Origin of the sequence: Haloarcula sediminis, from assembly GCF_035656455.1 — an archaeon.
Classification (GTDB): Archaea; Halobacteriota; Halobacteria; order Halobacteriales; family Haloarculaceae; genus Haloarcula; species Haloarcula sediminis.
Genome location: NZ_JAYMGA010000006.1, coordinates 39,261 through 65,580 on the forward strand (window position 1 = coordinate 39,261; position 26,320 = coordinate 65,580).

Consider the following 26,320-nt stretch of genomic DNA (forward strand, 5'->3'; position numbering starts at 1 on the left):
CATGTTCGGGGAACGCACTCGACGCGGGACGTTGCGGGGGGTCGGCGCCGCCCTCTGTGTGCTGGTGGTGGTGCTGTCAGTCGCGGGACCGGCCGCCGCGGCCGCCGCGGCGGACGCCGACCGGAGCCAGCGCCTCGCCGCCGCGGATACCGGGGACGGGTCGACGGCGGTCGCCCAGAGCAGCGGGACCGCGGACGCGAACTTCACGGTCAGACGGACGGCTCACAACAAGTTCACCGTCTGGGTGGACGAGAGCTATGTCAGCGGCGCCAACTTGACCGACGACGTGACCCTCAACATCAGCGACTCGGAGGGCAATCTGGTCGGTACACAGACGTGGGACATCGGGGAGTCGACGGTCTGGAATGGCACCCGCAACGAGACGTTCAAAACGCCCGGGCACGGTCTGTCCGTCCGGGGCTCGCTGGCTGAGGCCACCGTCGAGCTGAACGGGACGGGCATCAGCGACACGGCCCCGCTTCACTCGGTGTTCCTCGGCGAGGGGCCCGTCTGGACGAACGGCAGCCAACACTACGTCGTTACGGCCGGAACAACCGGCGTCGGCGCGAACGACACCGTCACCGCCGAGTTCGGGGAGCGGGAGGTGGACGCCGACCTCCGAAGCGATGGGAACCTGCTCGTCCTCCAAGCGAAGGCTGGTGACAAGCCGACGCCGGATCTGACGGTCAAGAGCGACGGCGTCCCAATCGCGGAGCCCCGGTCTGTCGGGCCCGATATCCGCCTGACGACCGACGAGGTACAGCTCTGGCATCCGGCCGTCGATTCCGGGACCGAGTACACCGTGACCGTCCACAGCATCGACGGCACGTCGGTCGACAACTCGATGCCGGCGGAGGCGACTGGCGCCGGGACCGTCCCGATTCCGAACGCGACGGACGTGGTCGGTGCACAGAAGGTGAACGTCTCCCTCACCCGCGGCGAGACGGCGCTGCTGAACCAGTCAGAGATAACCGACGTGGACCAGCCGGTACAGACTGACGCTGCGGTCACGAGCAACGGGACCGTCCAGTTCAAATACTCGCTCACGTCGCTCGGTATCGACGCGGCGACGATTACTGGCGATAGCGCGAACGACTCGGCGTATCTGGAGGGCGACTCCCTCAGCCTCGACGGGCAGACGCTCTCTCTGTCCGGAACGACGGTCAATGCCACCGACACGCTTCGTCTGCAGACTGACGCGGGCGTGCTGAACGTGTCGCTGTCGGAGGCCAGTGGGGGCGGCTCGAACGGTTCACAGCCCGGCGGTAGCGGCGAGGACCAGTCCTCGCTCCTCGGCGGCGTGCTCTCGGTCCTGTTCCCGGCCGGACTACTCGTTCCCTTCCTCGCCGGCGCCATTGGCGCTGGGCTGTACATCGGCCGCGAGCGCGGCGAGCCCGACTACATCAACGTCGGCCTCGGCGTGGTGGCGGTCGCCTGTGTCATCGTCCTCGCGTACTTCATCGGCCAAATCTTCAAGATATCTCCCCTCCAGCAACCGCTGGTCATCGGCGGGGCCCTGGGGATGCTCCTCGTGGGGGCAAGCAGCTACGCCGTCGGCGGTCGTGCGCTGCACGACGGCACGGCCAGCCGCGGGCGACACAGCAGTGGGGCCGTGACACACGACGTCACGGTCACTGTCAGCGACGGGAGCGGCCCGATCTCGGGCCGCTGTGAGATATCGGCTCGCAAACAGGGGAGCGACGAGCGGGTCACCGAGACGGTGCGTGACGGGCGGGCCGCTCTGCAGCTCTCCAGCGGGAACTGGGTCGTCGAGGCCACACACGGCGGTTACTCGTCGTCGCCGGAGACGATACGGTTCGGACAACTGGAGAGCCCCGATAGCCTCAGGCTCCCTATCGACCTTCCGGAGGTGTCGCTGACAGTCAGGGACCCTGACCGCGACGCCCCGATTCCGAACGCCTCGGTCCGACTGGACGGGGACGGCCAAACGCTGACGAAAAAGACGGACAGTGATGGTGCCGTGTCGTTCGACCCGCCGTCGGGCGCCGAACGGGTGACGATTACGACGGTCCACGACCGCTACCACGAGTCCGTCTCCGAGTTCGCCCTCGATGGCTCCGTCACCGAGACTATCGCCCTCGACGCCAAGACGGGCACACTCTCTTTCGTTACCAGTATCGACGGCACGCGCACGGGCGGAATGGACATCACCATCTCGCCGGCCGACGACCACCTGAACAAGCTCTACGGCTCGGACGTGAACGTGACCTCGGAACCGGACGGGACCCACCGGTCCAGCAGCATACCGGTTGGCCGGTATCGGGCGGCGATAGACCCGCCGGCGTCGACTGAGGGGCTGTACCGGAGCAGCGAGGTCACGTTCGAGGTGACCGAGGGCGACCGGACCGAAGTCGAGATGGACGCCGCGTTCACCTGGGAGCTATCGCGAGCTCACCGCGACCGCATCAGCCAGATCCGCCGCGATATGGACCAGATAACTGGCAAGTCAGGTATCGACCTGGCGATTCCCAACTACTACGCGAGCGTCATCGAGACCGTCCTCGACGCGGTCGAGGCGTTCCCCGAGCAGGGGGACCAGCTCATCTCGGCCGAGGCACACCCCGACGAGATAACCGAGGCGACGCTAGAGGCCGCGGGAGCGGCAGTCGAGACGGTCGCCGACGCGATGTCGACGAAACGGAACCGCGACCTCTTTACCGCGTGTGCGGACATGCCGGACGCGACCGTCCGCTGGCAGGGGGGCTTCGACCTCCCGGCGCTGGTCGAGCGCCTCAACGAGGACCAGATGGCGGTCCGCCGGAGCTACGCGGCTCGGGCGGACAGCGTCTCGGACCGCATCGACGCCGAGCGGGGCGCGGTCTCCGAGACCGCCCCGGCCCGGTCGATGCTGGACGAGGTCGGCATCGAGTCCCGGGGTGACCACGTAGACGAGGTCGTCGCGACACACGTCGCGATCATGTTGCTCGATGCGGTCGACGAGCTGTTCGACCACCCGGAACTCACTGAGCGGCTCTCACGGACGGTGTTTTAACGTATGGCAACCGAGACTGAACGGCGACGAATTGCGCTCCTGGCCGCGCTGCTCGCGCTCGTGGCGGCGAGCCCCGCGGTCGGTGTCACTACCGCTCAAGAGAGTCCCCAGACGTCGAGCGAGTACTTCGAGACCCTCCGCGAGCTGGAAGAGCTCGGCGTGATCGACAGCTACAGCGAGCTTGAGACCGTCCACACACAGTCGATAACGGCCGTCCAGGTCGGGACGTTCACCGACGAGGAGGCGGCCGAGCTCGACAGCGTCATCGCGATGTTGCGGTCGTTCCAGACGGCACAGACGCGGTTCGAGGCCGGCGAGTACGAGGCGAGCCTGGCGGCCGCAAACGACACCGAGGAGAACATCTCCCAGCTCCGACAGCGCGACCAGTCGCTCGCGGCCCTCTCCGAGCTCGCGTTGACCCGTTACTACGAGCAGATCGGGACCGAGCTCGCCTCCGAGGCTGACACCGCCAACAGCACCCGGGCGGAAGTCGAGCTTCGGGGGATGGCCGCCGTGGCTTACAGCCGTGCCAACAACCCCGACCAGGCCAGTGAGTACACCCGACAGATCGAGCGTCTCAGGGCCGAGCTGGCCGCGGACCGCGAGCAAATCAACGAGTCACAGGCGGCGATGAACGGCTTCGAGAGCCGGTGTACCGACTGTGAGAGCGTGGTCGGCGCGATAACGACCCACCATGTCGGCGTGTTCGGGCTGTACACGCAGGCCATCTCCGTCGAGCCGCGCCTGCGTGACGCCGCCGGCCGCGCCGACCAGCACGGGCTCGAGGAGCGCCGCTCGACGCTCTCGGCGGGGGCCGAGACCGCGTCGACGATGCGCTCTGCACTCGCCCTCGGCGCGACGGCACTCATGATCGTCTACGGGGCCGTCGTCGCGCTGGTGACGGTGCTTGTCGCCTCGCGGCTGTTCGCCTGGAAGCGCGCATACGAGTTCGCACAGGTGGATTCCGTCGTCGTCATGGGGGACAACAATGTTTAGCCACCGGTTCCTGCTCCCGCTCGTCGTCCTCTCGCTCGTCGTCGGCGCGACGGCGGGCGCACAGGCAAACACCACGTCGTGGCAGCTCGATACGGACTCACAGACGGTCACGTTCGAGCCCGGCGACGGCGATACCCTGCGACACACCGTCGAGGTGACGAACAACGACCCGAACGTGTCAGTCCAGCCCACGGCCAGTATCGGCGGCGGCCACTCCGTCGTCTCCCAGCCCGGACAGCTGGGGCCGGGCGAGACCGGCGAGATAGTCGTCGAGCTCGACGCCGACGGCAGCGAGTCGGCCACGCTCGACGTCAGCGGCGGCGGCAAGACCGAACGCGTCGACTACACGGTCCAGACGCCGGCCTACGTCGAGCTGTCCGACGTCCCCGACTGGGTCGAGGACGACGGCGTCCTCAGGGGCGAGTCGCGGACGGCCACCATCACCGTCGAGGAGGTCGGCGGCTACAGCGGCTTCAGGGGCATGTCGGTCAGCGGTGACACCGCTGGTCTGGACGTTGGCGGGCTCGAAGGGGCGACCGTCTCGGCCGGCGGGTCAACGACTGTCCGGGTCCGGTTTACCGCAGACTCGGGGGCCTCTCAGTACGATGATATCGGCGGTGATCTCCGTCTCGACCCCGACGACGGACTGTCAGTAGAGCGCGAACAGACCCTGGAGTCGTTCGTGGCGTATCCGGCCCAGTTCGGGTCGGTCGATCTGGACCCCAACCGGATCACCTTCGACGAGCCACGGAGCAGCGGCCAGATAACGAAGACGGCCGAGATAGACGTCGAAAACGCGGGCGACCGCCAGCTCGAATTCCGGGGTATCCGGTTTGAATCGGGGGAGTTCGACGTGTCAGTCGTCGACGAGCCGCGGGTGATACCGGCCTCATCGACCGAAACCGTCGAGGTCGAGGTGACCGCATCGACCGGGCTGTCGGAGGGCACGTACGACCTCGATGGGACCGTCGAGTCCAACGACGCGAGCGTCGCCGACCGCCAGTTAGACGAGCGGGTGACGGTCACACACGGTATCAGGATGGGGCTCAGTTCTGACGACGTCTCGGTCGGTGACATTCCGATCGGCAACACCAAGTCGACCACCGTCACCGTCAGCGAAGAACTGGGCTACCGGGACGTTCGAGACGTGAACATGCGTCTGGTCGACGGGCCTGCCGACTGGATAACCGTCGTCAGCCCGCCCGGCGACAGTATCAGCTCCGGCTCGTCCCAGACCGTGAACTACCGGGTCGAGTTCCCGCCGGCCGCGGACATCGGGACGACCTACACTTGGACGTACGCCATCGAGGGTGAGGATGTCGAATCACGGGACGTGACCGTTCGGGCGACGCCGATTCCGCTGAACCTCGACCCGATACGGACGGACCTCAACGACGCGTCGACCGACAGCGGCTCCCTGGACCGCGTCTCGGAGCAGACGCTGGGGATGGTCAACGACGCCGACGAGCGCATCCGTGACGGCGACCTCCCCCGCGAGGACCTGCCGCGGGTCCTGACGTTCAGCGACAGCGTCGTGCGCTACCTCGAGGCCGTCGACGCCGCCGAGCAGGCCATCGGGAACGGGAACAACGACGCGGCACAGGCTGAACTCGTTCGGGCGGCCGTGGCGTTTGACACCATGTCGACCTACGGGGACGCGATTCAGGACGACCAGCTCCGTTCTCGCAGTGACAGTATCCGCGAGACCGCCGCCCCCGAACTCGAAGGGCTGTTGAGCGAGCAGGAACAGCACTATCAGGAACAGCTCGCCTCTAACAGCACGTCGCCGCTGCAGGAGGCGACTATCAAGGGCGAACTCGCCCGTATCGCGTCGCTGCAGGGCGACACGGAGCGGGCCAGCCGTCTGGAGTCCGAGAGCGGCGCGGCCTTCGAACGCTACCGGACCCGGGTCGCCGAGGGCGAGGCAGCGCGCCAGAACGCGACACAGGCCTGGGACGGTATGCAGTCCGACATCTTCGTCACCGTCGCCGGCCAGCCGCTCGTGTTGAACCCGCTCGCGTACGACGAGTTCGAGGCCCGTTCGGAGACGGTCCTGACGGCGTACAGCGACTCAAGCGACGCGTTCTCGGCGGCCGGCGAATCGGCGCGGGCCGAGACCGTCGCGAGCGAACGCTCACAGCGTGCGAGCCAGATTACCACCGCGCGCTACTCGCTGTTTGCCGTCAGCGGCCTCACCGTCCTGCTCGTCCTCGCGCTGACAGTACACACCGTTCGCGGGATGTACTGGTACGTCCAGGACTCCGAGGCGTCTATCAGCGGGGACTTCCTCGTCTAAACGCGTTTGCGGGCGGAGCCTTCCCGTTATTCTGACCGGCTGTAGTCGGTGGCGACTGTCGACGGGACCGCCCCGGTGTTGTCGGTCGCGGTCGTCGTGTCGGTGAGCGTCCACGCCTCGCGGTGCTCGTCGGTCCACTCCGACTCGGTGTTGACCGCGGGGCCGCTCGCACTGAAGGTGCGTGTCTGGCTCGCATCGCCGGCCTCGAAGGAGGCGGTAAACTCGATGTCGACCGTCCCGGCCGTGGTCTTCAGGTCGACGTAGTGTTCGATTCTATCGCCCGGCGCCAGCTCGTCCCGGTGGGCTTTGGAGTAGAGGATGTCGTTTATCATCTCCCCGTCCGCCCGGACCGTGATGTCTCGGAGGGGGCGCTCGGTTTCGTTCTCGACGACCAGGACGACCGTCCCGTAGTCGCCGGCGACTTTGGTCGCCGAGCCGATAGCTGTCGCCAGCGAGCCGGCGGCGTCGCCCCCGTCGTCCAGCGGGCTGACGACCAGGACGACACTCGCGGTCCCGCTGTCGGCCGTCGTCATGGTTCCGATGACCACGTCCCGCCCCGCCGCCGGCAGCGAGCCCAGACTTCCGGAGAGCTGTTCGGACTCGCCGGCCGACAGCGCCAGCCCGTCCGAGACGAGCTCCTCGCCAGCCACCTCGAACCCGGACAGGCGGGCCGTCCCGTCGGTCCGGTTCGTGAGTTCGACCTCGTACTCCCCGCTGTCGGGGTCGACGACGCCACGGACACCGACCCCGTCGGCGTCGGACTCGACCGACGCCGTGGGGAGGTCGTCGACGGTGGTGCCGTCGACCACCAGCTCGGCCGCCGGGACCGACAGCGGTCCGCCGTCCGGACTGAGACAGGCGAGCCGGCGCACGAGTGTCACGCTCTCGCCGGCCTGGAGCTCGCCGATCTCCCGCGCCTCGTCGCCAAGACGCAGTCGCGGGGCGACCGGCGCCGCTCCCTCGTTTGTGATGGTGAGCCGCTCCCGGACGGCGTGTCCGACGGCCGCGGACGCGGCCGAGAGCTGGCGGTCGAGCCGACACTCCGCCGTGTCCTCGCTCGACGCTGACGGCGTCGTGGCTCTTCCGCCGTCGTCGGTCTCCGTCGCCGCCGGTCGGTCGGTGTTCGACTCGCTCCCGACGCTCTCGTCGTCCGTGGCTGCGTCCGATTGGGACGACCGCCGCTCGGGTGACCGCTCAGTCGCGCTCGCGGGGCTGTCGGTCCGCGTCTCCCGGCTTCCGAGGTCGGCCAGCGGCCCGTCCGACGTCCGACTGCGCTCCGAGACGCCGAGCCTGGAGAGCCCGACGCGCGCGACGCCGCTCTCGTAGACCGGGAGGACGACAAGCAGGTCCCCGTCGGTTATCTCTATCGGGGAGCGCACCCGGCCGGCCCCCGGCGTCTCGATGACCAGTTCGTCGTTCCACGTCACCGACTCGTCGGCCTCGATCCGGGCGTGGAGGGCGTCGCGTCGCTGCTCTAGGTCGATGGACGGCCGGGCCGGGAGCTGACACGTGGGCGCGAGCTCGGTGCGGCGGTTCGCCCGGAGCACCTCCAGCCCGACGGTGAGGCGCTGGTCCGGCTCGAACGGTTTCGTGAGCGTCGCTGTCCACGTCTCGCCGGGACCGAGCTCGGTGACACGCTCGCCGCCCGACAGCTCGCTGACGGCGTCGAGCGTGACGCCGCCGGTGTTCTCGACGGCCAGTTCGACCTCGACGGCGTCGTCGGTGACTGCGACCGGTTCCAGGCTCGCTTCCGCGGAGACCGTGCTCTGTGCCGCGTCGCTGATACCGACGTCGCGACGGGCGACGACCCGGTCGCCGACGGTCACGGTGAACTCGGCCGACCCGTCGGTCCGGACCGACTCGACCGGGAAATCGGCGACGGACGACTCGCCGGCCGCTATCTTCAGCCGGCGGTCGCTCGGCGCGAGGTCACCGTGAGACAGCGCCCCGGTCACGGTAAGCTGTTCCGCCGTGTCGGTTCGGTTCCGCGCCTCGATCTCGATAGCGCCGCCCGCGCCCACCGACTCGGTCAACACCTCGATGTCGAGCAGTTCGTCCGCGGGCACCTGCTTGATGACGGTCCCCTCGCGAACCGAGCAGACGAGCGACCCGTCGGACCCGGCGTGGATGTCGCCGGTCGACACGGAGCCCGCGGAGTCGAGCGCGCCGTCCGAGCTGACGGCCTTTACGCCGTCGTCGGACCTGAGCAAGAGGGTCCCCTGGCCCCTGTCGGCCAGCTGTCTGACCGGGAGCTCCGTCTGCCACCGGGGGGCCCCGGTCTCGGCGTCGAACCCGCGCAGCGTCCCGTCCTGCAGGGCGACGACGAGCACGCCATCACAGTAGCCCATGTCCCGTATCGCCGCATCGAGGTTCTCGTCGAACAGCACCTCGCCGTCGAGGCCGAAACACTGCAGGACCGACCACGTCGCCGTCACGAACCCCGCGTCGGTTCCGAGCAGGCGGTCGTCGTCGGGTCGGCCCGACGGCTCGCGGTCCGTCGCGACGGTCTCCCCGCCGGTGTCCGGGTCGACAATCCGGAGCGTGTCCGGCCCGAGAACGCCGATATCCCCGGAGTCGGGATGTATCGCGACGGCGTGTGCGTCGGGGGCCGTCAGGTTCCATATCCGGGCCCCAGTCCTGTCGTACGCGGTCAGCTGTGACCGCGAGAGGACGAGCACCCGGTCACCCACCGCCACGTCGGTGACCGGTTCGTCGTGGTCGAACTCCAGCCGGTCGTCGGCCGTCACGAGCGTCACCCGGCTGTCGCCGGCGACCGCGATTCGCCCCGCGGCCACGCCGACAGCGGCCGTCGACGAACACTCGAAGGAGCCGACACGCTGGTAGTCCGTCATATCGACCCGTCACCCCCGCTGGCTGACTCGCCGAGTGCCGATTCGAGCGCGGAGGGGCCACGGGAGAGGCTGATTCCGAGGTCCGCGGCCTGCTGTTCGACGTAGCGACGCATCTCCGGGTACCCCTCGATGTCGTCGAGCTGGTCGCGCACGCTCGTCACGTACTGGCGTATCGTCTTTGGCTCGGTCTCCGCCAGCCGGGAGCTGAAGTACTCGGTGTCGGGCTCGATGGGGTCTCTGTCCGAGCGGTAGACGCTCTCGACGAGTTCGCGCTGGAACTCGCTCCCGAGGACGCGGTCCGCAATCTCCGCGGGCGTGTATCCGACCGAGGCCTCGCCGAGGCGCTCGTAGTCTATCTGGCCCGCCCCGGTGAGCTCGTTGAGGTGTTTCCGCCAGACCTCGGCCATCACCGCGGCGTCGGGCTGGGGGATGAACTGCTGAATCGGGAACCGCCGGGTCGCCGCCGGGTCGATGGAGAAGGGCATGTTCGTCGCTCCGATGACCAGCAGGTTGTCCTCTATCTCGTTCATCTCTTGGAGGAAGGCGTTGGTCAGGGACCGCTCGTGGCGCTGGAGCGAGTCGTCGCTGCGGTCGGGGATGAGCGTCTCCACTTCGTCGAAAAAGAGCACCGCAAACCCCTCCTGTGCGACGCCGTGGGCCTTCTCGAATATCGCCTCGACGCGCTTTTCGGACTCCCCCGAGTACTTCGAGAGGACGTCGCTCCCCTTGACTTCGAGGAACTTCACCTCGCCGAAGTCCTCCTCGATGTTCGTGTTGTACTTTGCCTCGTAGGCGATGGCCTCCGAGACCAGTGTCTTGCCACAGCCCGGCGGGCCGTACAGCATCATGCTGTTGCCACGGGACGTGAACTCGTCGCTGTAGCGCTCGACGACCTCGTTTCGGACCGCGGGGTCAAACAGCGCGAGCAGCATCTCGGCGGTCCGTTTCACCTCGGAGAGACCGGCGACGTCATCCTCGAAGCTGACCGTCGGCTTCTTGGGGTCGAGGTTGACCGACACACTCTCCTCGTCGTCCTGGGTGGGACCGGCGCCGCCGGCGCCGCGCCCGTCCCGGGCGGACTCCAGCTCGCGGAGTTCGCCCGTGTCGATGAACTCGATGTCCGTGGCGTCGGTCACGCGCAGCGTCGTGTAGCCCGTCGGGGACATCTCGGCGACGGTGAACGTGACCAGGTCATCGCCGCGGGGGACGACCTCCTCTATCTGGTGGAGCAGATAGTCGTTCTCGCGGAGGAACGGCTCCAGTTCCTCCTCGGCTACCTCGTTGGTGAATATCTTCACCGAGTCACAGACCTCTATCTCGCGTTTGGTTGCTTTCGCGTCGATTTTGAAGTCCGAACCCCGGTCGATACCCCCGAAGATGTCGGCCACGTTCCGGTGGAGCTTCACCTTGTTGCCGATCTCGTCGACGACGGCGTCGTCGACCGGGTCGACGTAGAAGTGCGCCCGCGTCCCGCGATGTCGTATCTCGACGAGGTCGACCCCCGGGCCGAGCTTCTTCTTGCCGATCTTGATTCGCGACGACGGCTGGTCCTGTTTGACTATTGGCGTGTAGTTAAGCATCCGTATCACCCGAAAAGGCGGTCATCTGTCGCTTCGCGGTCTCGAGTAGCTCCGTCTGGTCGTGGTCCGTCCGGATGGAGACGTAGTCCCGAACCGTCGTGAGCCGTTCCAGGCTGGACCGTAACACGTCCAGCATCTCACGGACGGTGTCACAGGCCCGGCGGTGAGACGCCGCCCCCTCGGAGTTCCGGAGCCGTCTGGCGAGTTGGCCGTACCGGTCGCTGATGCCCTCCAGCCGGTCACTGAGGACCTCGAACACCGACCGCCAGTTCCGGCATATCGGCTCGGCCCGACCGAGTGGGAGGAACAGCCACCCGTCGCGTTCGACGAGCCCGGCCCCCTGCCTGGCGACCGAGACGGCCTCGGAGTCGACCGCCGTCTGTCGCACCTGGCCCCGCTCGTACACCGCCTCGACGACGTGTCGGACGGCCGCTCCGACCCGGTCCTCGTGGCGTTCCAGGCGGAACGGGCGGTGGCTGTCGAGCAGCTCGGCGACCTCACAGAGCATCAGCTGTGCGTCGCGAAACGTCGCTGTCGGCGTCCCCTCGGCGAAGGACCTCCGCTCCAGCAGCTCCCGCGCGCCCGCGTCGACTCGCGCGACTGTGCCGACCAGTGACACCGCGTACATCGGTCACCCGCTCATCTCGAGGTCGCCCGACGGCTGTGTCAGCTCTTCGTCCGGGGCCGTTTGCGTGGCCGTGTTGGCTGTCTCGGTGGCTGTCTCCGTGATGTCGTCGACCAGCTGTGCCACCCCGTCCGGGTCCGTGTTCTCGGCGGCCTCTTCGACGCCTTCCACACCAGCGAGCTGGGTGGCCAGTTCGCCCATGTTCTGGACGATGTTGTCCGCCCCCTCGGGGAACTCCTGTTCCTGAAGGGCCAGGGTCCGGAACTCCCCCTGTTTCTGTGAGAGTGCGGTCTGGGCGGAGCCGAGCTGCTCCAGGCTGTCGCCGAGCTTGTTTGTTCCCTGTCTGACCTTCTCGGTCAGGTCCGTGTCGATGACGTCCATCATCTTGTTGTGGTAGATGAGCTTTCGCTTGAGCTCGTCGTACCGTTCGCGCTCCTCGGGCGGGAGCTCGCTGGGGTTCTGGGGGACGCCCTGACCGTCGCCGAGGCTCTTGAGCTCCTGTGCCGTCTCTCTGGCCTTCTCCTCGACGTGGCTTGGGTCCTGGTCCATGTCTTCGAGGCGGCTCTCCAGTTTCTCCTTTGCGGCCCTGATCCGGTCTTGCGTATCAGCTATCTTCTCGACGCAGGCCTCTATCCCGGCCGCCCAGTTGAGAATCATTTCGCCGCTGACTTCGTCTGTCTCCTGGGGGTTCTGGAGGATGAGAACCTCGTTGCCGTCGAGTTCGACGATTCCCTCCCGGGCGAAGTACTCGATGAGCGCATCGGCCTGGTCCTCGCTGGTCACGATGGGCCCGTCCTCGTCCTCGACCGAGGCGAGCGTCTCGACTACGCGGCTCCGGTCTATCCGCCCGTTGCCGTTCTTGAGGTCCATCCCGCCCAGCAGGTCCCGCTTGATGACTGCGCCGATAGCCCGTTCCCACTCGCCTTCGATGTCGTCGCCGTCTATCCACTTTGCCCGTAACCTGACCGGGTCGGCGGTCTCGTTGACCGGGTCAGCGACAACGTATTCTCCACCCTCAAGCTCCTCGAAATTGTACTTTGTAGCCATAATTCAGTTACCAATAGTTGTCGTATCCAACAGTATCGTTCTTTGGTATATTTTCGGGACTGAGCTCATAATACCATACCGCCGAACTCCTCCTCGTCGACAACTTCCCGGTAGCGCTCCTCGATGACCGACCGGATGTGGTCGTTGACCGCGCTCGTGTTGCTCACTCGCACCTCCTCGAAGTGTTCCTCGGCGGCCGTCACCCACTCCCCTAGCTTGCCGGGTTCCGTGTCCAGTTCGGCTTTCACGTCGTTGAGTATCCGGCGCGCCTCGCCGGTGGTGTGTTGCTCGAACTCGTCGGTCTGAATCGCCATGTTTCGGTCGAACTCGACGCCGAGGCTGTCGGCGACGGCCGACTCGACCGCGTCGAGAAGCTCCGACTCGATGTCCCGAACGTGCGAGAGGACGTCGAACCGGCTCCGTATCTCGTTTTTGACGATTTCGCTGTACTCGCTCGACTGGAGGATGAAGTTCGCCGTCTCCAGCTCGGACTCGACGGCCTCGTCTATCTCGTTTGCGAGGAACTCGGCGTACTCGTCGAGCAGCGACTTCACCAGATACTCCCCGTCCAGGTCGATGATGAGGTCCTCCTTCTCCAGATACCGGATGACGTCGGTCGTCGCCGAGACGTCGATGACACTCTCCAGTTCGCTGTGGGAGATACGACCGTGGACCGCGTCCTGGGCGAGTTGGGAGTCGAGTCCCACGTCGTCGGCCCGCTCCTTGAGCTTCGGCCCGATGGTGTAGTAGTCGTTCTGACCGGCGCGGATACGCCGCAGGTACCCCCGCGACTCGAGTTCGTCCACGAAAAACTCCAGGTCGTCGATAGCGAGCGAGAACACCGACCGGAGCCGCTCGCCCGTGACGACGAGCTTCTGGCTGAAAACCATCGTCAGCTCGTTGGTTATCTCCTCGTTGCCGACCGCCCCGAACTGGTCGATGTAGAAGACGCCGTCCCGTATCTGTTCGAAGTCCGTCAGGTCGTTCCCGGCGATCTCGCTCAGCCCTTTCCGGATATCGCTCGTCGAGAGCTTGCCGGCGCTCAGCGGGCCCGTGTCGGCCTGTTCGTACGCCGTCTTGACCTCGTTCTTGTTGTCTGTTATATAGATAAAGCCGTAGTTCTCTCTCGCGACAGAGTCGCACACGTCTTCCAGCACATCTGTATCTATAGGCCGGAGTGGCATGTGCTGATTTATCAGGTGTTCTTACTAAACAATACCGATGACATTGACTTTTCAAGCCGAGACGCCGCGAAATTCGGCACCTGCAGTCCCGACGGACGTATAATCGGAGATCCGATACGTCCCGCCGCCGGCGACGTCCCGCCGTCTTTCCCTGCCGGTGTCGACGGGGCCGACGTTCGCCGACCACCGCGAGCCGTTCAATGGGTTCCGACCGGCCACCGCACACTCTGCTGCGGCAAAGTGACAGACTAATTTCATAATGGGGTTGTTCTCCCGTCGCTGTCGACTGGTCGATGTCATCGCTTCCAGTGGGCCGGCCGACAACTGGTGCGTACCGGGACATCCGCCACCGCCGTTCTGTGCGCGACGACACCGACAGCCGACTTCGACTGCAACACTTTTGCTACCGCCCCCTGAAGGGGGAGTAACGTCTCGATGGTCTCTCTTTCCCAGTTCCGGCAGGGCATGTCCGTCCCGGTCGCCGTGGTCCTGCTTGCGGTCGCCGGGCTGGTCACTGCGGTCGCTCTCGGACTGGCGCCGCGGCCAACACTTCTCCGTGCGGGGTTTACCGTCCTCGGCGCGCTCGTCGCGCTGGGCGTCTTCGCCGCGTCCCGGGGCGGCCAGTCGACGCCTGCACGCCCCGTTCCGCCGGGCAACGCGACGAAGCTGGTCGTGGCGCTGTCCGCGGCGGCCGTCCTCCTTACGGCTGCGCTGGGGTCGCGGCTGCTCCCCTTCGCGGTCGTCCTCCCGGCCGGGTTCGCGCTCGTCGCCGTCCAGCTCCGTCGCGACCCGTCCGTGCCGGCGGTCCTGACACAGCTCTGTGCGCTCTTCGTGGCGCCGCGGCTGGGCAAGTACCTCTCGACGGGGTTTTACTACGGCGGCACCGACACCTTCGCCCACGTCGCCGCCGTCGACCTGCTCGTCGAGGCCCGCTACACGCCCGCTATCCCCCACGGCTACGACCTCTATCCCGTCTTTCACTTCTTCGTCGGCGCGGTCACGCACTTTACGGGGTTGCCGGCCTACGACGCGCTGGTGTTGACCGGCATCGGGCTGTTCACGCTGCTTGTCCCGCTGGCCTACCTCCTTGGCAGCGCCGTGTTCGGTGATACCCGCATGGGCCTGCTGACGGCGCTTGCCGTGACCATCGTCGAGTTTTTCGCCTACCACGCGGTGTACTTCTACCCGCAGGCGCTTGCCGTCGTGCTCATCGCCGTCGGGCTGTATACGACCCGGCGACTCGCCGACGCCCGCGCCGAGGGGCCCTACCGCCACCACTCCGTGTTCGCACTGGCGCTCGTGGCGACGATGGTCGTCACCCACCACCTGACCTACCTGCTGTTCGCCGCGGTTGTGGCCGCCGCCCTGCCGGTACTGCTCGTCCGCGCCCGGCTGTTTCACGGCGCGAGCATCCGGGAGACGCTCCGCTATCGCTACCTGTTCCCCGGCTTCGTCGGCGCCCTGCTCTTGCTCACCTACTGGGCCTACTCCCCCAGCCGCATCCTCGTCGGCATCGTCGAACTGACCGCCGGGCTGGTGTTCGACGTGGTGGCCGTCCCGACGGCGCGGCTGTTTACCTACGGTGCCGTGCTGCCCGTCGACACCCTCTCACGTGCGGTCGCGTGGCTGTTGACCCCGACCGGCCTGTACGCCACCGGGCTCTCCGCGCTGTTGTTGCTCGCGGGCTACGAGCTGCTCGATGACTACGCCGGTTACCGCCGGGGCTTTACCCTGACAGTCACCGGGCTCGGCCTCTCCGCGCTGCTGTTGCCACTGCCCGTCCCGATACCCCAGATAGAGCGACTGAAGTTCGTCGTCTCACTGCTCGCGCTCCTGCCCCTGGCCGTCGGGCTCCGGCGCGTGCTGGCCGTCGAGTCGCGGTACGCGGTGGCGTCGCTGCTGGTGCTCGCGACGCTTGGCGGGGCAACGGCCTTTACCGTGCTGGCCGCCGACGACATGGAAAACGTATACATCGACGAGCGCCGCGAGCAGGTGTCGATGTCCGACACCGAGTTCCGGTCGGTCGGGACCGCGTCAGCGTTCCTCCGACAGCGCGGGAACGGAACCGTCGCGACCGACCGGGTCACAAACCGAGCGTTCGAGACGAACGGGTTCAACGCCACGCGGGCCCTGCGGGCGGAGGCCGGGGGGCTGGGGAGCGACGCCACCTACCTCGTCGCCCGCGAGCGCTGGACCGACCACGTCGTTGCGCTGGGCGCGGGCGTTCGCACCGGCGACCTGAACCGCTTTGCCGTGGGGCAGCGACGCTTCGAGGCGGCCGGGGCGATGCAGAACCGGATCTACACCACCGACTCGGTCAGGGTGTACCGGAGCGAAGACGGCTACGACGGGCTCTACGGGAGCGCGCGGAACAACACGGCCCGGAACAGGCACGCAACCGAGTAGGGGTGCGGTGAGATGCGGACTGCCCGCCCCAGGTACGTGACCGCGCGGTCGTAGTCGCCGGCCTCGTGACAGGCCACGCCGAGGTCGGTGTACAGCTGGTTGTAGTAGATCGGGAGGTACGGCTGGGCCGCGGGCACCCGCTGGCCGACGAGCTGGCCAAAGCGCTTGGCGTGGTCGCGGTACTCGTCGACGGCCATCCCCGAGGCCATCATGCTGGTCTCGTGACGGCGGCGGGTAAAGAGGTCCGGGCAGCAACAGACGCCCGCCTCGGTCGCGGCCTCCATGACGTACAGGAGGTCCTCGCCGCGTTGCAGCCCCGTCTCGAAGCGGGCGCTCACCCGCTCGGTGTCGACGAGGATGGCCGACGTGACCTCGGAGACGTCGCCGACGAACACGTCGTAGACGAAGTCGTCGAGATTCGTCGGCTCGCCCTGCAGACAGAGCCCGGCGCCCGTCTCGGCCATCCGTGCCAGCTGGCGCTCCAGCTTGTCGGCGGTCCAGAGGTCGTCGGCGTCGAGGAAGGCGACGTAGCGGGTGTCGGCCCGCTCCAGGCCGGCGTTGCGGGCGTCGGCCGGGCCGGTGTCGACATCGTCGACGACGAGCAGCTCCGTCGGGACTGTCTGGTCGGCGACGGTCGCCTTTGCCTCGTCGAGCATGGACTCGGGCGTGTATCTCGGGCTGTAGGGAACGACGACCGACACCGGCTCGGTCACCATTCGTCCATCACCGTCCGGTGTATCTCGTTGAGCCGCTGGGCGTGGTGCTGCCAGGTCCACTCCTGGTCGAGCAGGCGCTGGTGGCCGGCCGCCCCCATCGCCCGCAACCGCTCGGGGTCGGAGAGCAGCTCGTCCAGCACCCGGCTCAGTTGCTCCGGATCGTGTGGGGGGACGAGGACGCCGGTCTCGCCGTCGACGACCATCTCCGGGATGCCGCCGACGTTCGACGCCAGCACGGGCGTCTTCGCGGCCATCGCCTCGTATATGACCGTCGGGCGCCCCTCGCGCCAGCTCGGGTGGACGAGCACGTCGGCCGCGATGTGCCAGCGCCGCAGCGCCACGGGGTCGAGCTGCCAGAACGAGCGCGAGGCCTGGGGCAGCGAGCCGAGCCGGTCCAGCAGCCACCACCGGAGGTCCCCCTCGTGGCCCACGGTCACGAGCAACACGTCCTCGTGGTCGAGCCCCTCGACGGCGCTGACGAGTTCCTTGATTCCCTTCTCCTTGCTGTAGGCCCCGACCGACAGAACCACCTTCGTGTCGGGGTCGATGCCGAGCTCGTCGCGTATCCGCTCGCGCTGGTCCGTCGGGAACTTCGTCGGGTCCTCGCCGATGGGGACCGTCACGACTTTTGCCTCGTCGGCAAAGCGGCGGGCGACGCCGGCCAGCTCGTCGCTGACGACGAGGATGCGCGAGGCGTACTCGACGGTCTCGCGCAGCCGGCGTTTGGCCCCCTCGGTGAAGGAGTCGTAGTTGTGGAGATCGACGGCGTGGCTGTTGACCACCAGCGGGATGTCGTGGCGGCGACAGTAGTTCAACATCCCGTAGCCGTCGAGGTAGATGTCGGAGACGTGGACGATGTCGTGGGGCGTCTCGAAGGTGTCCTCGACGTAGGGTGTGACCCGTCGCTGCAGCGAGTCCCCGGAGCGGTGGTAGAAGTACCGCTTGGGGACCCAGTAGACAAAGCGGGGGTAGTGGGCGACGTAGGTCCCCCATCGCTCGGTTTCGGGGACCCGCGCGTACTCCGAGTGGGGGCCCACCGGCGGGGCGTAGGGCGTCGGCACCACCAAATCGAGCTCCGCGGCGGTGCGGTTGAGCGAATCGAACGAGCGGTGGTTAAAGGGCGAACGGACCGGCAGCGCGTGGCTCTGGTGGTGGATACAGCAGCCAAGCACCCGGTAAGGCGCCCCGCCGTCGCCGCTGTAGCTGGGGCCGCTCATCGTTTACCCCCACGAGTACGCGCTTGCAGTCCCAGGACCGACCAGAACGCCAGCCGGGCGAGGTTCTTCGGGCGGGCGACGGTCCCGGCGTCGAGATACGACCTGGCCTCGCCGAACCGGCCCTCGGCGAGGAAGTGCCCCACCAGTCCCATCCGGTGGACCCGCCGGACCGGCACCCCGCGTGCTTCGAGGTCGGCCACGAGGGCGGCGTTGCGCTCCAGATACCGGCGGTCGTTCGCGACGTAGGCCTCGGCCGGGGCGTCCCCGGTGAAGTGGGTCAGCGCGAGCGGCTCGTCGACGTAGGCGAGCTTGCCGACCGACAGCACGCGCAAGACGAGGTCCCAGTCCTCGTAGATGGACAGCCCCTCGTCGAAGCCGCCGGCCCGCTCCAGGGCGTCCCGTTCGACCAGCAGCGTCGAGCCCGGGCCCATGAACACCCGCATCGCGAGCAGCGACTCGGCCAGTTCCCGGCCGCCCTCCCGGGCCGCGCCGGAGCGAAACAGCGTCTCCGAGACGGCGCCGGCGACCCGGCCCAGCTGCGAGAGCCCCGCCGTCGCCACGTCGCAGTACGCGCCGACCCACCCCTCGCCCCGCTCGGCCAGTACCGCGAGCTGTCGTTCGAGCTTCCGGGGCAGCCACTCGTCGTCCGAGTCGAGGAAGGCGACGTAGTCGCCGGTGGCGGCCTCGACGCCGGTGTTGCGGGCGGCGCTGACCCCACGGTTCGTGTCGTGGGCGAGATAGCGAACGCGGTCGTCGTCGTATCCGGACACGACCGACGCCGTGTCGTCGTCGCTCCCGTCGTCGACGACGAGGACCTCGATGTCGTCGACGGTCTGGGACAGCGCGCTGTCGATGGCCCGGCCGACGATATCGGCCCGCTCGTAGGCCGGAATCACGACGCTCACCTCAGTCATGCATGACCTCTCGGTGGATCTCGGACAGGCGCTGGGCGTGTCGGCGCCAGGTCCACTCCTGGTCGAGGAGGCGCCTGTGGCCCGCCGCCCCCATCGCCCGCAACCGCTCGGGGTCGGCGAGCAGGTAGTCGAGCGTCTCGGCGAGTGTCTCGGCGTCGTGTGGGGGGACGAGGACGCCGGTCTCGCCGTCGACGACCATCTCCGGGATGCCGCCGACGTTCGACGCCAGCACGGGCGTCCTCGCGGCCATCGCCTCGTAGATGACCGTCGGGCGCGCCTCGAAGTGACTGGGCAGGACCAGCAGGTCGGCCGCGACGTGGAGCCGCCGGACGGCGATTGGGTCCAGTTCCCAGTAGGCGTGGGCGGGGTGGGACAGCTCGCCGAGCTGTTCGAGGAACCACCACCGCAGCGCGCCGCCGTGGCCGACGGCGGCGACGGCCACGTCGTCCCGGTCGAGCGAGTCCAGGGCGGCGGTCAGCTCCCTGACGCCCTTTTCCTTCTCGAAGCGCCCGACGAACAGCAGCAGTTTGGTTTCGGGGTCGATACCAAGCTCCCGGCGTATCGCCTCGCGGTTGTCGACCGGGTAGTTCTCGGGGTCCTCGCCGATGGGGAGGGTCTCGACCTTGCTCGCCGGCGCGAACCGCCGGGCGACGTCGCTGAGCTCGTCGCTGACCGTGAGGACGGCCGAGCAGTAGTCGATGGTCTCGCGGATGTGGGACTGGACGCGGTCGTTGAACCGGTCGAAGTTCTTCAGGTCGCCCGCGTGTGACAGCGCCACAAGCGGGATGTCGTGGCGCTTGCAGTAGGCCAGACAGCTGTAGCCATCGAGGTAGAAGCCACAGGCCTGAACCACGTTGTGGGGCGTCTCGAACGTGCCCTCGACGAAGCGAGTGACCCGCTTCTGTGCGGAGTTGCCCGAGACGTGATAGAGGTACCGCTTGGGCAGTGCGTACAGAAACCGCGGGTAGTGGACCTCGTAGGAGCCCCACCGCTCGCTGGCCGGGACGCGTCTGTACTCGGCGTAGGGGCCGACCGGCGGGGCGTAGGGCGTCGGCGAGACGACGTCGAGGTCGGCGCCAGTGGCGTTGAGCGCGTCGAACGAGCGGTGATTGAACGGCGTCCGGACCGGGAAGATGTGGTTCGGGTGTTCCGTCGCACAGCCGAGCACCCGGTACGAGCGCTCTGTCGCTGGGTCGGTGCTGGATGACTGGTCGTCGGGCATGAGGGGTCGACACCGCGGCGCGGCGGTATGTTCGTCCTACCATACTCCGGAGTCGGATGATATGCTTTCCGGGCCGGGACAGACGTCGCAAACGCTTTCGTGGCGCCTGTCCAACACTGCTCGTGTGTCACATACCAGAAATTCGCCGACAGGGGGCCGATGAGCCCCGGTATCGGCCGCCGTCCGTTTCTCGCACTCGCTCTCGCGGCACCGCTTGCCGGCTGTTCGCTGTTCGGGGGCGATGACGTGCCCACGGAGACACAGGCCACGCCGCCCGCCGTCCAGTCGCTGGCCGACGGGCACGTCGTCGCCGTCGGTCGGGACTTCGAGCGGACGACCGTCGAGACGGCCGATACTGAGACGCCGGTTCAGGACGCCCTCGACGCCGTCGCCGACAGCGGCGGCCGCGTCTACCTCCCGCCCGGCGTCGTCACCGACAGCGGGCCGATTCGACCCCACGAGAACACCGGTATCTACGGGTTTGGGATGAACGTCTCGGTGCTGGAGATCGGCGGACGAGGGACCGACGGCATCCGGTTCGACCGCGGCGAGCGGACCCACCGCGTCCAGCTCGACGGTTTCGAACTGCGCGGCCCCGGCGTCGACGCCGACACCGGCGTCGCGGTCAACTTCCGGCCCAACGAGCGGGACGCGGCGACCGACCCCGCCGACTTCTACGTCGGCCGGCTCTACTGCCGGGAGTGGGGCAACACCGTCTACCGCGTCGCCGACGGCGTCGGTCCGTTCCAGTGTCGCCACGACTTCCTCCGCATCGACGACTGCGACGCCGGCGACCGCGACGCCCTCATCGAGTGGCACTCGGGGTACGGGCCGGCAAACTGGTTCGGGACCGTCGTCGCCTACCCGACGGCCTCGGCCAGCGGCGCCGACAGCCGGCTGCTCCACCAGCGCGGGGGCGGGCTCTCTATCGAGCACATCACCGTCGGCTCGACGACCGGCCGGCTGGTGGACACGGCCGGCGGGCGCCTCCACGTCGGCCGGCTCCACTACGAGCCCGTCGGACAGCGCTCGGTGCCGTCGGCGCTCGTCGCCATCGGCGACGACGCCGTCACGCGCATCGACGACGTCATCGTCGACTCGGGCGCGGTCGAGTATGTCTACGAACTCACCGCCGGGGCCGGCGACGCGATGCTCTCGAACGCGACACAGGGCAGCGGCGTCATCCGCGAGAACGTCGTCCACGTCAGCAACCGCCCCGACCCCGACCGCCCGTCGTTCTACTTCGGCCCCGCCCGTGATGTCGACGTCGCCGGCTCCTGGGACACCGGGAGCCTCCGCGCGCTCGGGGCAGCCGGGGTCGGACTGGGGTAATACCGGCGGCTGTGACAAACTGACGGAATTTGTCACCCAGGGGTGTCGAATGTCGTTAGGGACGTACAGCCGCCAGTATAACGCGACCACCGATAGGATTATTCGCCGACCCCGCGAGTGGACAGCCGTGTCGGACCAGTCACCCGACGACGACCCGTTTGTCACCGTCGTCGTCGTCACCTACAACTCGGCGGCGACGGTGGGAGAGACGCTGTCCTCGCTCGCCGACCAGACGTATCCGGATGACCGCTACGAGCTCCTCGTCGTCGACGGCGGCAGCACCGACGACACCGAGGCGCTGGCGGCCGAATACGGCGCCGCGTTCCATGCCGTCGAGGGCGGGACCATCGGCGCCTGTCGGAACCGCGGTATCGACCTGGCCGACGGCGACTACGCCGCTTTCACCGACTCGGACTGTGCGGTCCCGGCGACGTGGCTCCGCTCGCACGTCGACCGCATCGCGGACGCCGGGGACCACATCGCCGGCGTCGGCGGCCCGAACCGCCCGTTCCCGTCGGACCCGCCCTTCGCGAAGCTGGTCGGCAGCCTCCAGGGGACCGTCTTCGGTTCGGGCGGGTCGCCACAGTCCCACGCCATCGACCGGGTCCGGGAGGTCCGCTCCGTGGCCTGCTGTAACGTGCTCTACGACGCGGCCGTCTTCGAGCAGCACCGCTTCGACGGCGACATCAACGTCGGCGAGGACGCCGAGTTTCACTTCCGGCTCTCGGAGGCGGGTCACCGATTCCTTTTCGACCCCGCTATCGCCGTCTCTCATCACCTCTCGGCCACCTTCGGAGCGTTCTGCAAGAAGAGCCGCTCCTACGGCTACGCGATGGCCCGCATCCAGCGCCGACACGGCAAGGTCATCCGGTGGTACTCGGCGCTGCCGTCGCTGGCGCTGTTTGGCGGCTCCCTGGCGTCGCTTGCCGACCTGCGGGCGCACCGGCTCCGAGCCGTTCCGCTGCTCGCACTCGGGTTCCTGGTCGTCAGCGGCTACGCGACGGGACAGGTGTACCGGGACCGCGGGACCGCACTCGCCCTGCTCGTTCCGCTCATGTTGCTGGCCCAGTACACCTGCTACGGCGTCGGGTTCCTCCAGGGGCTGGCGACGCCGGAGCCGGTCCCACAGGAGCTCCCGTAGGCCCGAAGCTCGGGCCGGGCAGACTCCTAGGCCCGGTAGATGCCGATGGCCCAGTGGTGTTCGCCCAGCACCTGATACCCGAGCCCCAAGTTGCCATCGACCGCGCAGTGCCACCCCTCGCCGTCGTACCAGGGGTCGACCTGGTGCATGGCGCCGGAGTTCCATCCCAGCCCGCCGGTGGGATTGACGACCGGCGAGTCGGCACGCGGCGCGTCGACGTAGCTGTCGGGTGTCAGCTCGGCTATCTCGTAGGCGTGGATTCGCTCCCCATACCGGTGGGAACAGTCCTGGTAGAACGCCAGCACGCGGTCGTCGAAGACGATGGGGCGGCCGCCGGGACGGGCCGCCGTTGGCCTCCCCTCGACGACCGGGTTCGCCTTGTGTGGCGTCCACTCGGGCGCTTCGAGCTCGTCGCTGTAGTAGGCATAGAGGTCGGTCCCGTCGCCCAGCAGCGCCCACCACCGGCCCTCCCAGCGGAACGGGCTGAAATCGTGCAGCGGCGTCGCCGGCTGGACCAGGTCGGCCACCGGCTCCCACTCGTGGGGGAAGCGCTCGGCGCGGTAGAGGGTCACCCCCGCCGGCCCGCGTTCCTTCGCCCACCGGTCCGGCACCATGTAGTACTCGCCGTCGGCCCGGAAGACGTACGGATACGAGAGGTGTTCGTCCGTTTCGAGGACGACCCGGTCGTACGCCCAGTCGTAGCCGTCCGCGCTCTCGGCGTGGGCGATGGCCGCCGTCGGCTCGCGGTTGTGCGTGTACACCTCGAAGAACATGTGCCAGTCGCCGGCCTCGGTGACGTATAAAAAGGGGTCGGCAACGCAGTCCGTTCGGCCGAAGTCGGTCACGTCGGCCGCTGTCAGCACCGGGTTGATGTCGCCGGCCGGTTCGAAGACCGCGGGCCCCCTGTCGGCGTCGGTCGGGAACGACGGCACCGTCGCCCCGTCGTACCGGCCCGACACGCCGACCGGTGCCGGGCGGTGCCGGCCGGCCGGCTCGCGCATGTGGAGCCGCTCGCCGGCGTGCCAGACGGTCCGTTCCAGCAGCGTCGACTGGCCGACGGCCCGTCTGAGCCGCCCGACGAGTGGCTCCGTTCGGTAGCGAGCGTGGGCGAGCAGCCGGGTCGGTAAAGCGTCGTCGGCCATGTTAGCTGGCTCCGTCTCCGTCACGGGGATACTTGAACTCACACGTCTCGGGAACCTATCTGCCGCTGTCAGAACCCGGTGCCGGCCGTCCCGAGCGCGCGGAGGCCGCCGGTCGACCCCTGGCTGTGGGTGACGTCCACGTCGTCGGGCGAGCCCTGGTACAGCGACGGATTGCTCGCGTCGGCCGGATACGAGAGGTTGACGATGTTGCTCGCGATGTCGGCCTCGGCGCCCAGCTCGATGTAGGGGCCGAGTATCTTCTTGGCCGGTCCGCGGCCGTTGTAGCTGTCGTAGCCGACCTCGTAGACGTAGTCGGCCACGCCGGTGACGTGTTTCACGGTGTCGATGACGGCGGTCCCCTGGCCCAGCAGCCGGACGATGGCCGGCGGGTTCGTCGGGTTCGACGTGGGCTCCCAGTGGACGTTGCCAAACTCGATGAGGCTGTCCCAGGTCTGCTCGATGGCGACGCCGGCGGAGCCACCCATCGTCAGATAGTCGACGGTCTGGGTGCCACCCCGGGAGTAAAACACCGTCGTGTTCCGCCCGCTAACGGTCGCGCTCGGGTAGGCTGCGATGGTCCCGAACCAGTTGGCCGGCCCGTACCACGAGCGAAACTCGAAGAGGCCGTCTTGGTCGCCGGCGTCGCACTCGTAGATGGTTATCTGGTCGTGGCGACACTGGAACGGGCCCACGCCCTCGTCGACGCGGTAGACGGAGTTGTTCCAGCCCCACAGCAGCAAGCGACCCACGTAGAGGTCCTGAGTGTCCCTGTTCGTGTGGTGGATGGCCACGCCGGTGGGCAGGTCACCGGCCGGTCCGTTCAGCGCGAAGCCGTCGAGTTTCACGCGGCTCACGCCCGAGTCGCGGTCGAACAGGATACCGTCGGCGTCCCGGTCGGTGATGGAGACTTTCGATATCTCGATGCCGAGCCCGAGTATCTGGGTCTCCTCGTAGGGCCGGATGGGACCGGTCTCCTCTATGACGCCCGCCGGGAGGCGGACCTCGCCGCCGCCCGCGGCCGCGGCGATGTCGAGCGCGTCCTGGACGGGTGTGTCCGTCTCGGCCGGGTCGACCGACTGCGGGGCCGAGTTGTTCCGGCCCAGCGCGACGACGAGGCCTTGGAGCAACAGCGAAGTAATGCCGTCGCCCTCGACCGTCGAGTCGCTATCGCCGATGGTCCCCAGCTGGGTCCAGTCCCCGCCGTCGCCGATGTAGACGTTCCCGGTGTCGGTCGCGAGGAACTTCGCGCCGGTCTTGGCCACGTAGTTCCCGCGGCTCGCGTCGGTGTCGCGTATCTCGACGTCCGTGTCGATGCGTTCGAAGTTGCGGTTCAGCGGTTCGTCCCAGTTGAGGCTGCCCTCGGCCGGGGTCTCGTATTGGTGGTTGTCTGTCATTAGTTGTCTCCTGTCGCGCCGCCGAAGCCGTAGTCGCCGTAGCCTACCTCGCCGAACTCGTCGTTTGGCACCGGCGTCACTGTGGGTGTCGGCGTGGGTGTAGGTGTCGACGTGGGTGTAGGTGTCGACGTGGGCGTGGGGGTCGGCGTCTCCCCGATACCGGCGCCGTCGAACAGCGCCCCGATCTCGGTTGCCGACAGCGCGCGGTCGTACACCCGGAGGTCGTCGACGGCGCCGTCCATGTCGTAGTAGGTGGTGTAGCCGTTGTCGCCGTAGCCGATGTACAGCGGCCGGTCGGCGTGGACGACGGCGCCCGACTGGGACGTGTCGCGGTCGACCGCCTCGCCGTTGAGGTACATGGTCAACGCGGCGCCGTCCCACGTACAGGCGACGTGGTGCCACTGGCCGTCCTGGGTTGGGACGCCCCAGGGGTTGACCGACGCCCGGCCGCTCTCGACGCCGACGTGGGCACGCAGGCTGTTTGTCGTCTGGACCTCCACGGCGAAGCCGCGGTCGCCGTAGCGGGCGTCGGCTTTCTGGACGACGGTCTGGCTGTTCTCGCCGCTGTCGGTCCTGAACCAGCCGCTGACGGTGAGCTGCTCGGGACGTAGCGCGCCCGCGTCGGGCACCTCGACGTAGTCGTCCGGACTCTCTCCGAAGGCGACGGCCGCGGTGTCGTAGACGCCGGCGACGCCCCGCTCTGGCTCGCCCCGGACCGTCCCGTCGTTCCCGCCGGCGGCGTCATCAACCGCGCCGCTGGTCCCGTCCAGGGGCCAGTGGCCGACGAGTCCGTCGCTCGGTGCGGAGAGCGACGACGCGAGCAGCGCCGGGGAAACCCCCGCGGCCACCGCCCAGGTGTGCCCACCGTAGCCGAGCTGGTACTGGGTGTTCCTGTCGGTTCCCAGACAGCCGGCGAGCGACGTCGCAGCGGCCGCACTGACACCGGTGAGTTTCAGCATCGTCCGCCGTGTCAGGGCGGCGTCATCATCGCCTGTCGGCGGTTCGGTTGCCATGTTCGTACCGTACACTACCAGCAAATATATCCTTTTCTACTACTATCGTCGATGATAGCTCGGACCAACCGGGCAGCCGCGCCGAGTCTCCCGATTAAACACGTACAGGGCGGCGCCTTATCAAGCAGTGTAACCGCAGCGGTCGCAGAACAGACGGTGACTGTCGAAGGAAGCGAGCGGCCGGACACGTCGCGGCCGGCGCGCTGTCTACGGGGCCGGAACATACCGGA

The 26,320-nt window shown here is 67.9% G+C and carries 18 protein-coding genes; 6 read left to right on the plus strand and 12 right to left on the minus strand.

Annotated elements, in window-relative coordinates:
- Window position 1 precedes the first annotated feature (1 nt).
- The 3 genes from VJ162_RS11115 to VJ162_RS11125 are packed head-to-tail and all read left to right on the plus strand — an operon-like array spanning window position 2 to window position 6,305.
- Window positions 2-3,013: a hypothetical protein gene (locus VJ162_RS11115; protein WP_324664315.1), complete on the plus strand. Its 3,012-nt coding sequence runs from the start codon at window positions 2-4 to the stop codon at window positions 3,011-3,013.
- A 3-nt stretch (window positions 3,014-3,016) separates the two neighbouring features.
- On the plus strand, window positions 3,017-4,009 hold the full coding sequence (locus VJ162_RS11120; RefSeq protein ID WP_324664316.1) for a hypothetical protein: 993 nt from the start codon (window positions 3,017-3,019) through the stop codon (window positions 4,007-4,009).
- Complete coding sequence (locus tag VJ162_RS11125) at window positions 4,002-6,305, plus strand: hypothetical protein (RefSeq protein WP_324664317.1); 2,304 nt, start codon at window positions 4,002-4,004, stop codon at window positions 6,303-6,305. Before VJ162_RS11120 ends, VJ162_RS11125 begins: the two co-directional genes overlap by 8 nt.
- A 26-nt stretch (window positions 6,306-6,331) precedes the next feature.
- On the opposite strand, the gene VJ162_RS11130 is transcribed toward VJ162_RS11125, so the two are convergent.
- The 5 genes from VJ162_RS11130 to VJ162_RS11150 form a co-directional block, all read right to left on the minus strand.
- Window positions 6,332-9,157 (minus strand): COG1361 family protein, encoded by a 2,826-nt coding sequence (locus VJ162_RS11130; protein ID WP_324664318.1) that lies wholly within the window; start codon window positions 9,155-9,157, stop codon window positions 6,332-6,334.
- Window positions 9,154-10,737 carry an ATP-binding protein gene (locus VJ162_RS11135; protein WP_324664319.1) on the minus strand — a complete coding sequence of 528 codons (1,584 nt, stop codon included), beginning with the start codon at window positions 10,735-10,737 and terminating at the stop codon, window positions 9,154-9,156. The genes VJ162_RS11130 and VJ162_RS11135 overlap by 4 nt, the downstream gene beginning before the upstream one ends.
- Entirely contained in the window at window positions 10,730-11,365 is a 636-nt protein-coding gene (locus tag VJ162_RS11140) for a hypothetical protein (protein WP_324664320.1), read from the minus strand. Before VJ162_RS11140 ends, VJ162_RS11135 begins: the two co-directional genes overlap by 8 nt.
- Window positions 11,366-11,368: 3 nt before the next feature.
- On the minus strand, window positions 11,369-12,409 hold the full coding sequence (locus VJ162_RS11145) for a hypothetical protein (protein WP_324664322.1): 1,041 nt from the start codon (window positions 12,407-12,409) through the stop codon (window positions 11,369-11,371).
- 65 nt (window positions 12,410-12,474) lie between these two features.
- Window positions 12,475-13,593, minus strand: a complete 1,119-nt coding sequence (locus VJ162_RS11150) for a hypothetical protein (protein ID WP_324664323.1) — start codon at window positions 13,591-13,593, stop codon at window positions 12,475-12,477.
- 435 nt (window positions 13,594-14,028) lie between these two features.
- Between VJ162_RS11150 and VJ162_RS11155 the strand changes: the two genes are divergently transcribed.
- Window positions 14,029-15,999 (plus strand): hypothetical protein, encoded by a 1,971-nt coding sequence (locus VJ162_RS11155; protein ID WP_324664324.1) that lies wholly within the window; start codon window positions 14,029-14,031, stop codon window positions 15,997-15,999.
- Here the strand turns inward: VJ162_RS11155 and VJ162_RS11160 are convergent.
- The 4 genes from VJ162_RS11160 to VJ162_RS11175 are packed head-to-tail and all read right to left on the minus strand — an operon-like array spanning window position 15,948 to window position 20,068.
- Window positions 15,948-16,715: a glycosyltransferase family 2 protein gene (locus VJ162_RS11160; protein WP_324664325.1), complete on the minus strand. Its 768-nt coding sequence runs from the start codon at window positions 16,713-16,715 to the stop codon at window positions 15,948-15,950. The two genes, VJ162_RS11155 and VJ162_RS11160, sit on opposite strands and share 52 nt — an antisense overlap.
- The gene (locus VJ162_RS11165; protein WP_324664327.1) at window positions 16,709-17,932 is read right to left on the minus strand and encodes a glycosyltransferase family 4 protein; all 1,224 of its coding nucleotides are present in this window, start codon (window positions 17,930-17,932) and stop codon (window positions 16,709-16,711) included. The genes VJ162_RS11160 and VJ162_RS11165 overlap by 7 nt, the downstream gene beginning before the upstream one ends.
- Entirely contained in the window at window positions 17,929-18,846 is a 918-nt protein-coding gene (locus tag VJ162_RS11170; RefSeq protein WP_324664328.1) for a glycosyltransferase family 2 protein, read from the minus strand. Before VJ162_RS11170 ends, VJ162_RS11165 begins: the two co-directional genes overlap by 4 nt.
- Window positions 18,839-20,068 (minus strand): glycosyltransferase family 4 protein, encoded by a 1,230-nt coding sequence (locus tag VJ162_RS11175; RefSeq protein WP_324664329.1) that lies wholly within the window; start codon window positions 20,066-20,068, stop codon window positions 18,839-18,841. The genes VJ162_RS11170 and VJ162_RS11175 overlap by 8 nt, the downstream gene beginning before the upstream one ends.
- 159 nt (window positions 20,069-20,227) lie before the next feature.
- On the opposite strand from VJ162_RS11175, the gene VJ162_RS11180 reads away from it, so the two are divergent.
- Both VJ162_RS11180 and VJ162_RS11185 read left to right on the plus strand, forming a co-directional pair.
- Window positions 20,228-21,400: a hypothetical protein gene (locus VJ162_RS11180; RefSeq protein ID WP_324664330.1), complete on the plus strand. Its 1,173-nt coding sequence runs from the start codon at window positions 20,228-20,230 to the stop codon at window positions 21,398-21,400.
- A gap of 127 nt (window positions 21,401-21,527) precedes the next feature.
- Complete coding sequence (locus VJ162_RS11185) at window positions 21,528-22,541, plus strand: glycosyltransferase (RefSeq protein WP_324664332.1); 1,014 nt, start codon at window positions 21,528-21,530, stop codon at window positions 22,539-22,541.
- A 26-nt stretch (window positions 22,542-22,567) separates the two neighbouring features.
- Here VJ162_RS11185 and VJ162_RS11190 read toward each other — a convergent pair whose 3' ends face one another.
- Genes VJ162_RS11190 through VJ162_RS11200 form a run of 3 tightly spaced genes read right to left on the minus strand, consistent with a single transcriptional unit; the run spans window position 22,568 to window position 26,090 of the window.
- Window positions 22,568-23,725: a glucosamine inositolphosphorylceramide transferase family protein gene (locus VJ162_RS11190; protein WP_324664334.1), complete on the minus strand. Its 1,158-nt coding sequence runs from the start codon at window positions 23,723-23,725 to the stop codon at window positions 22,568-22,570.
- A 26-nt stretch (window positions 23,726-23,751) separates the two neighbouring features.
- A complete protein-coding gene (locus VJ162_RS11195; RefSeq protein ID WP_324664336.1) occupies window positions 23,752-25,077 on the minus strand; it encodes a hypothetical protein in 1,326 nt (441 codons plus the stop codon).
- On the minus strand, window positions 25,077-26,090 hold the full coding sequence (locus tag VJ162_RS11200) for a LamG domain-containing protein (RefSeq protein ID WP_324664338.1): 1,014 nt from the start codon (window positions 26,088-26,090) through the stop codon (window positions 25,077-25,079). The genes VJ162_RS11195 and VJ162_RS11200 overlap by 1 nt, the downstream gene beginning before the upstream one ends.
- Window positions 26,091-26,320: the final 230 nt, after the last annotated feature.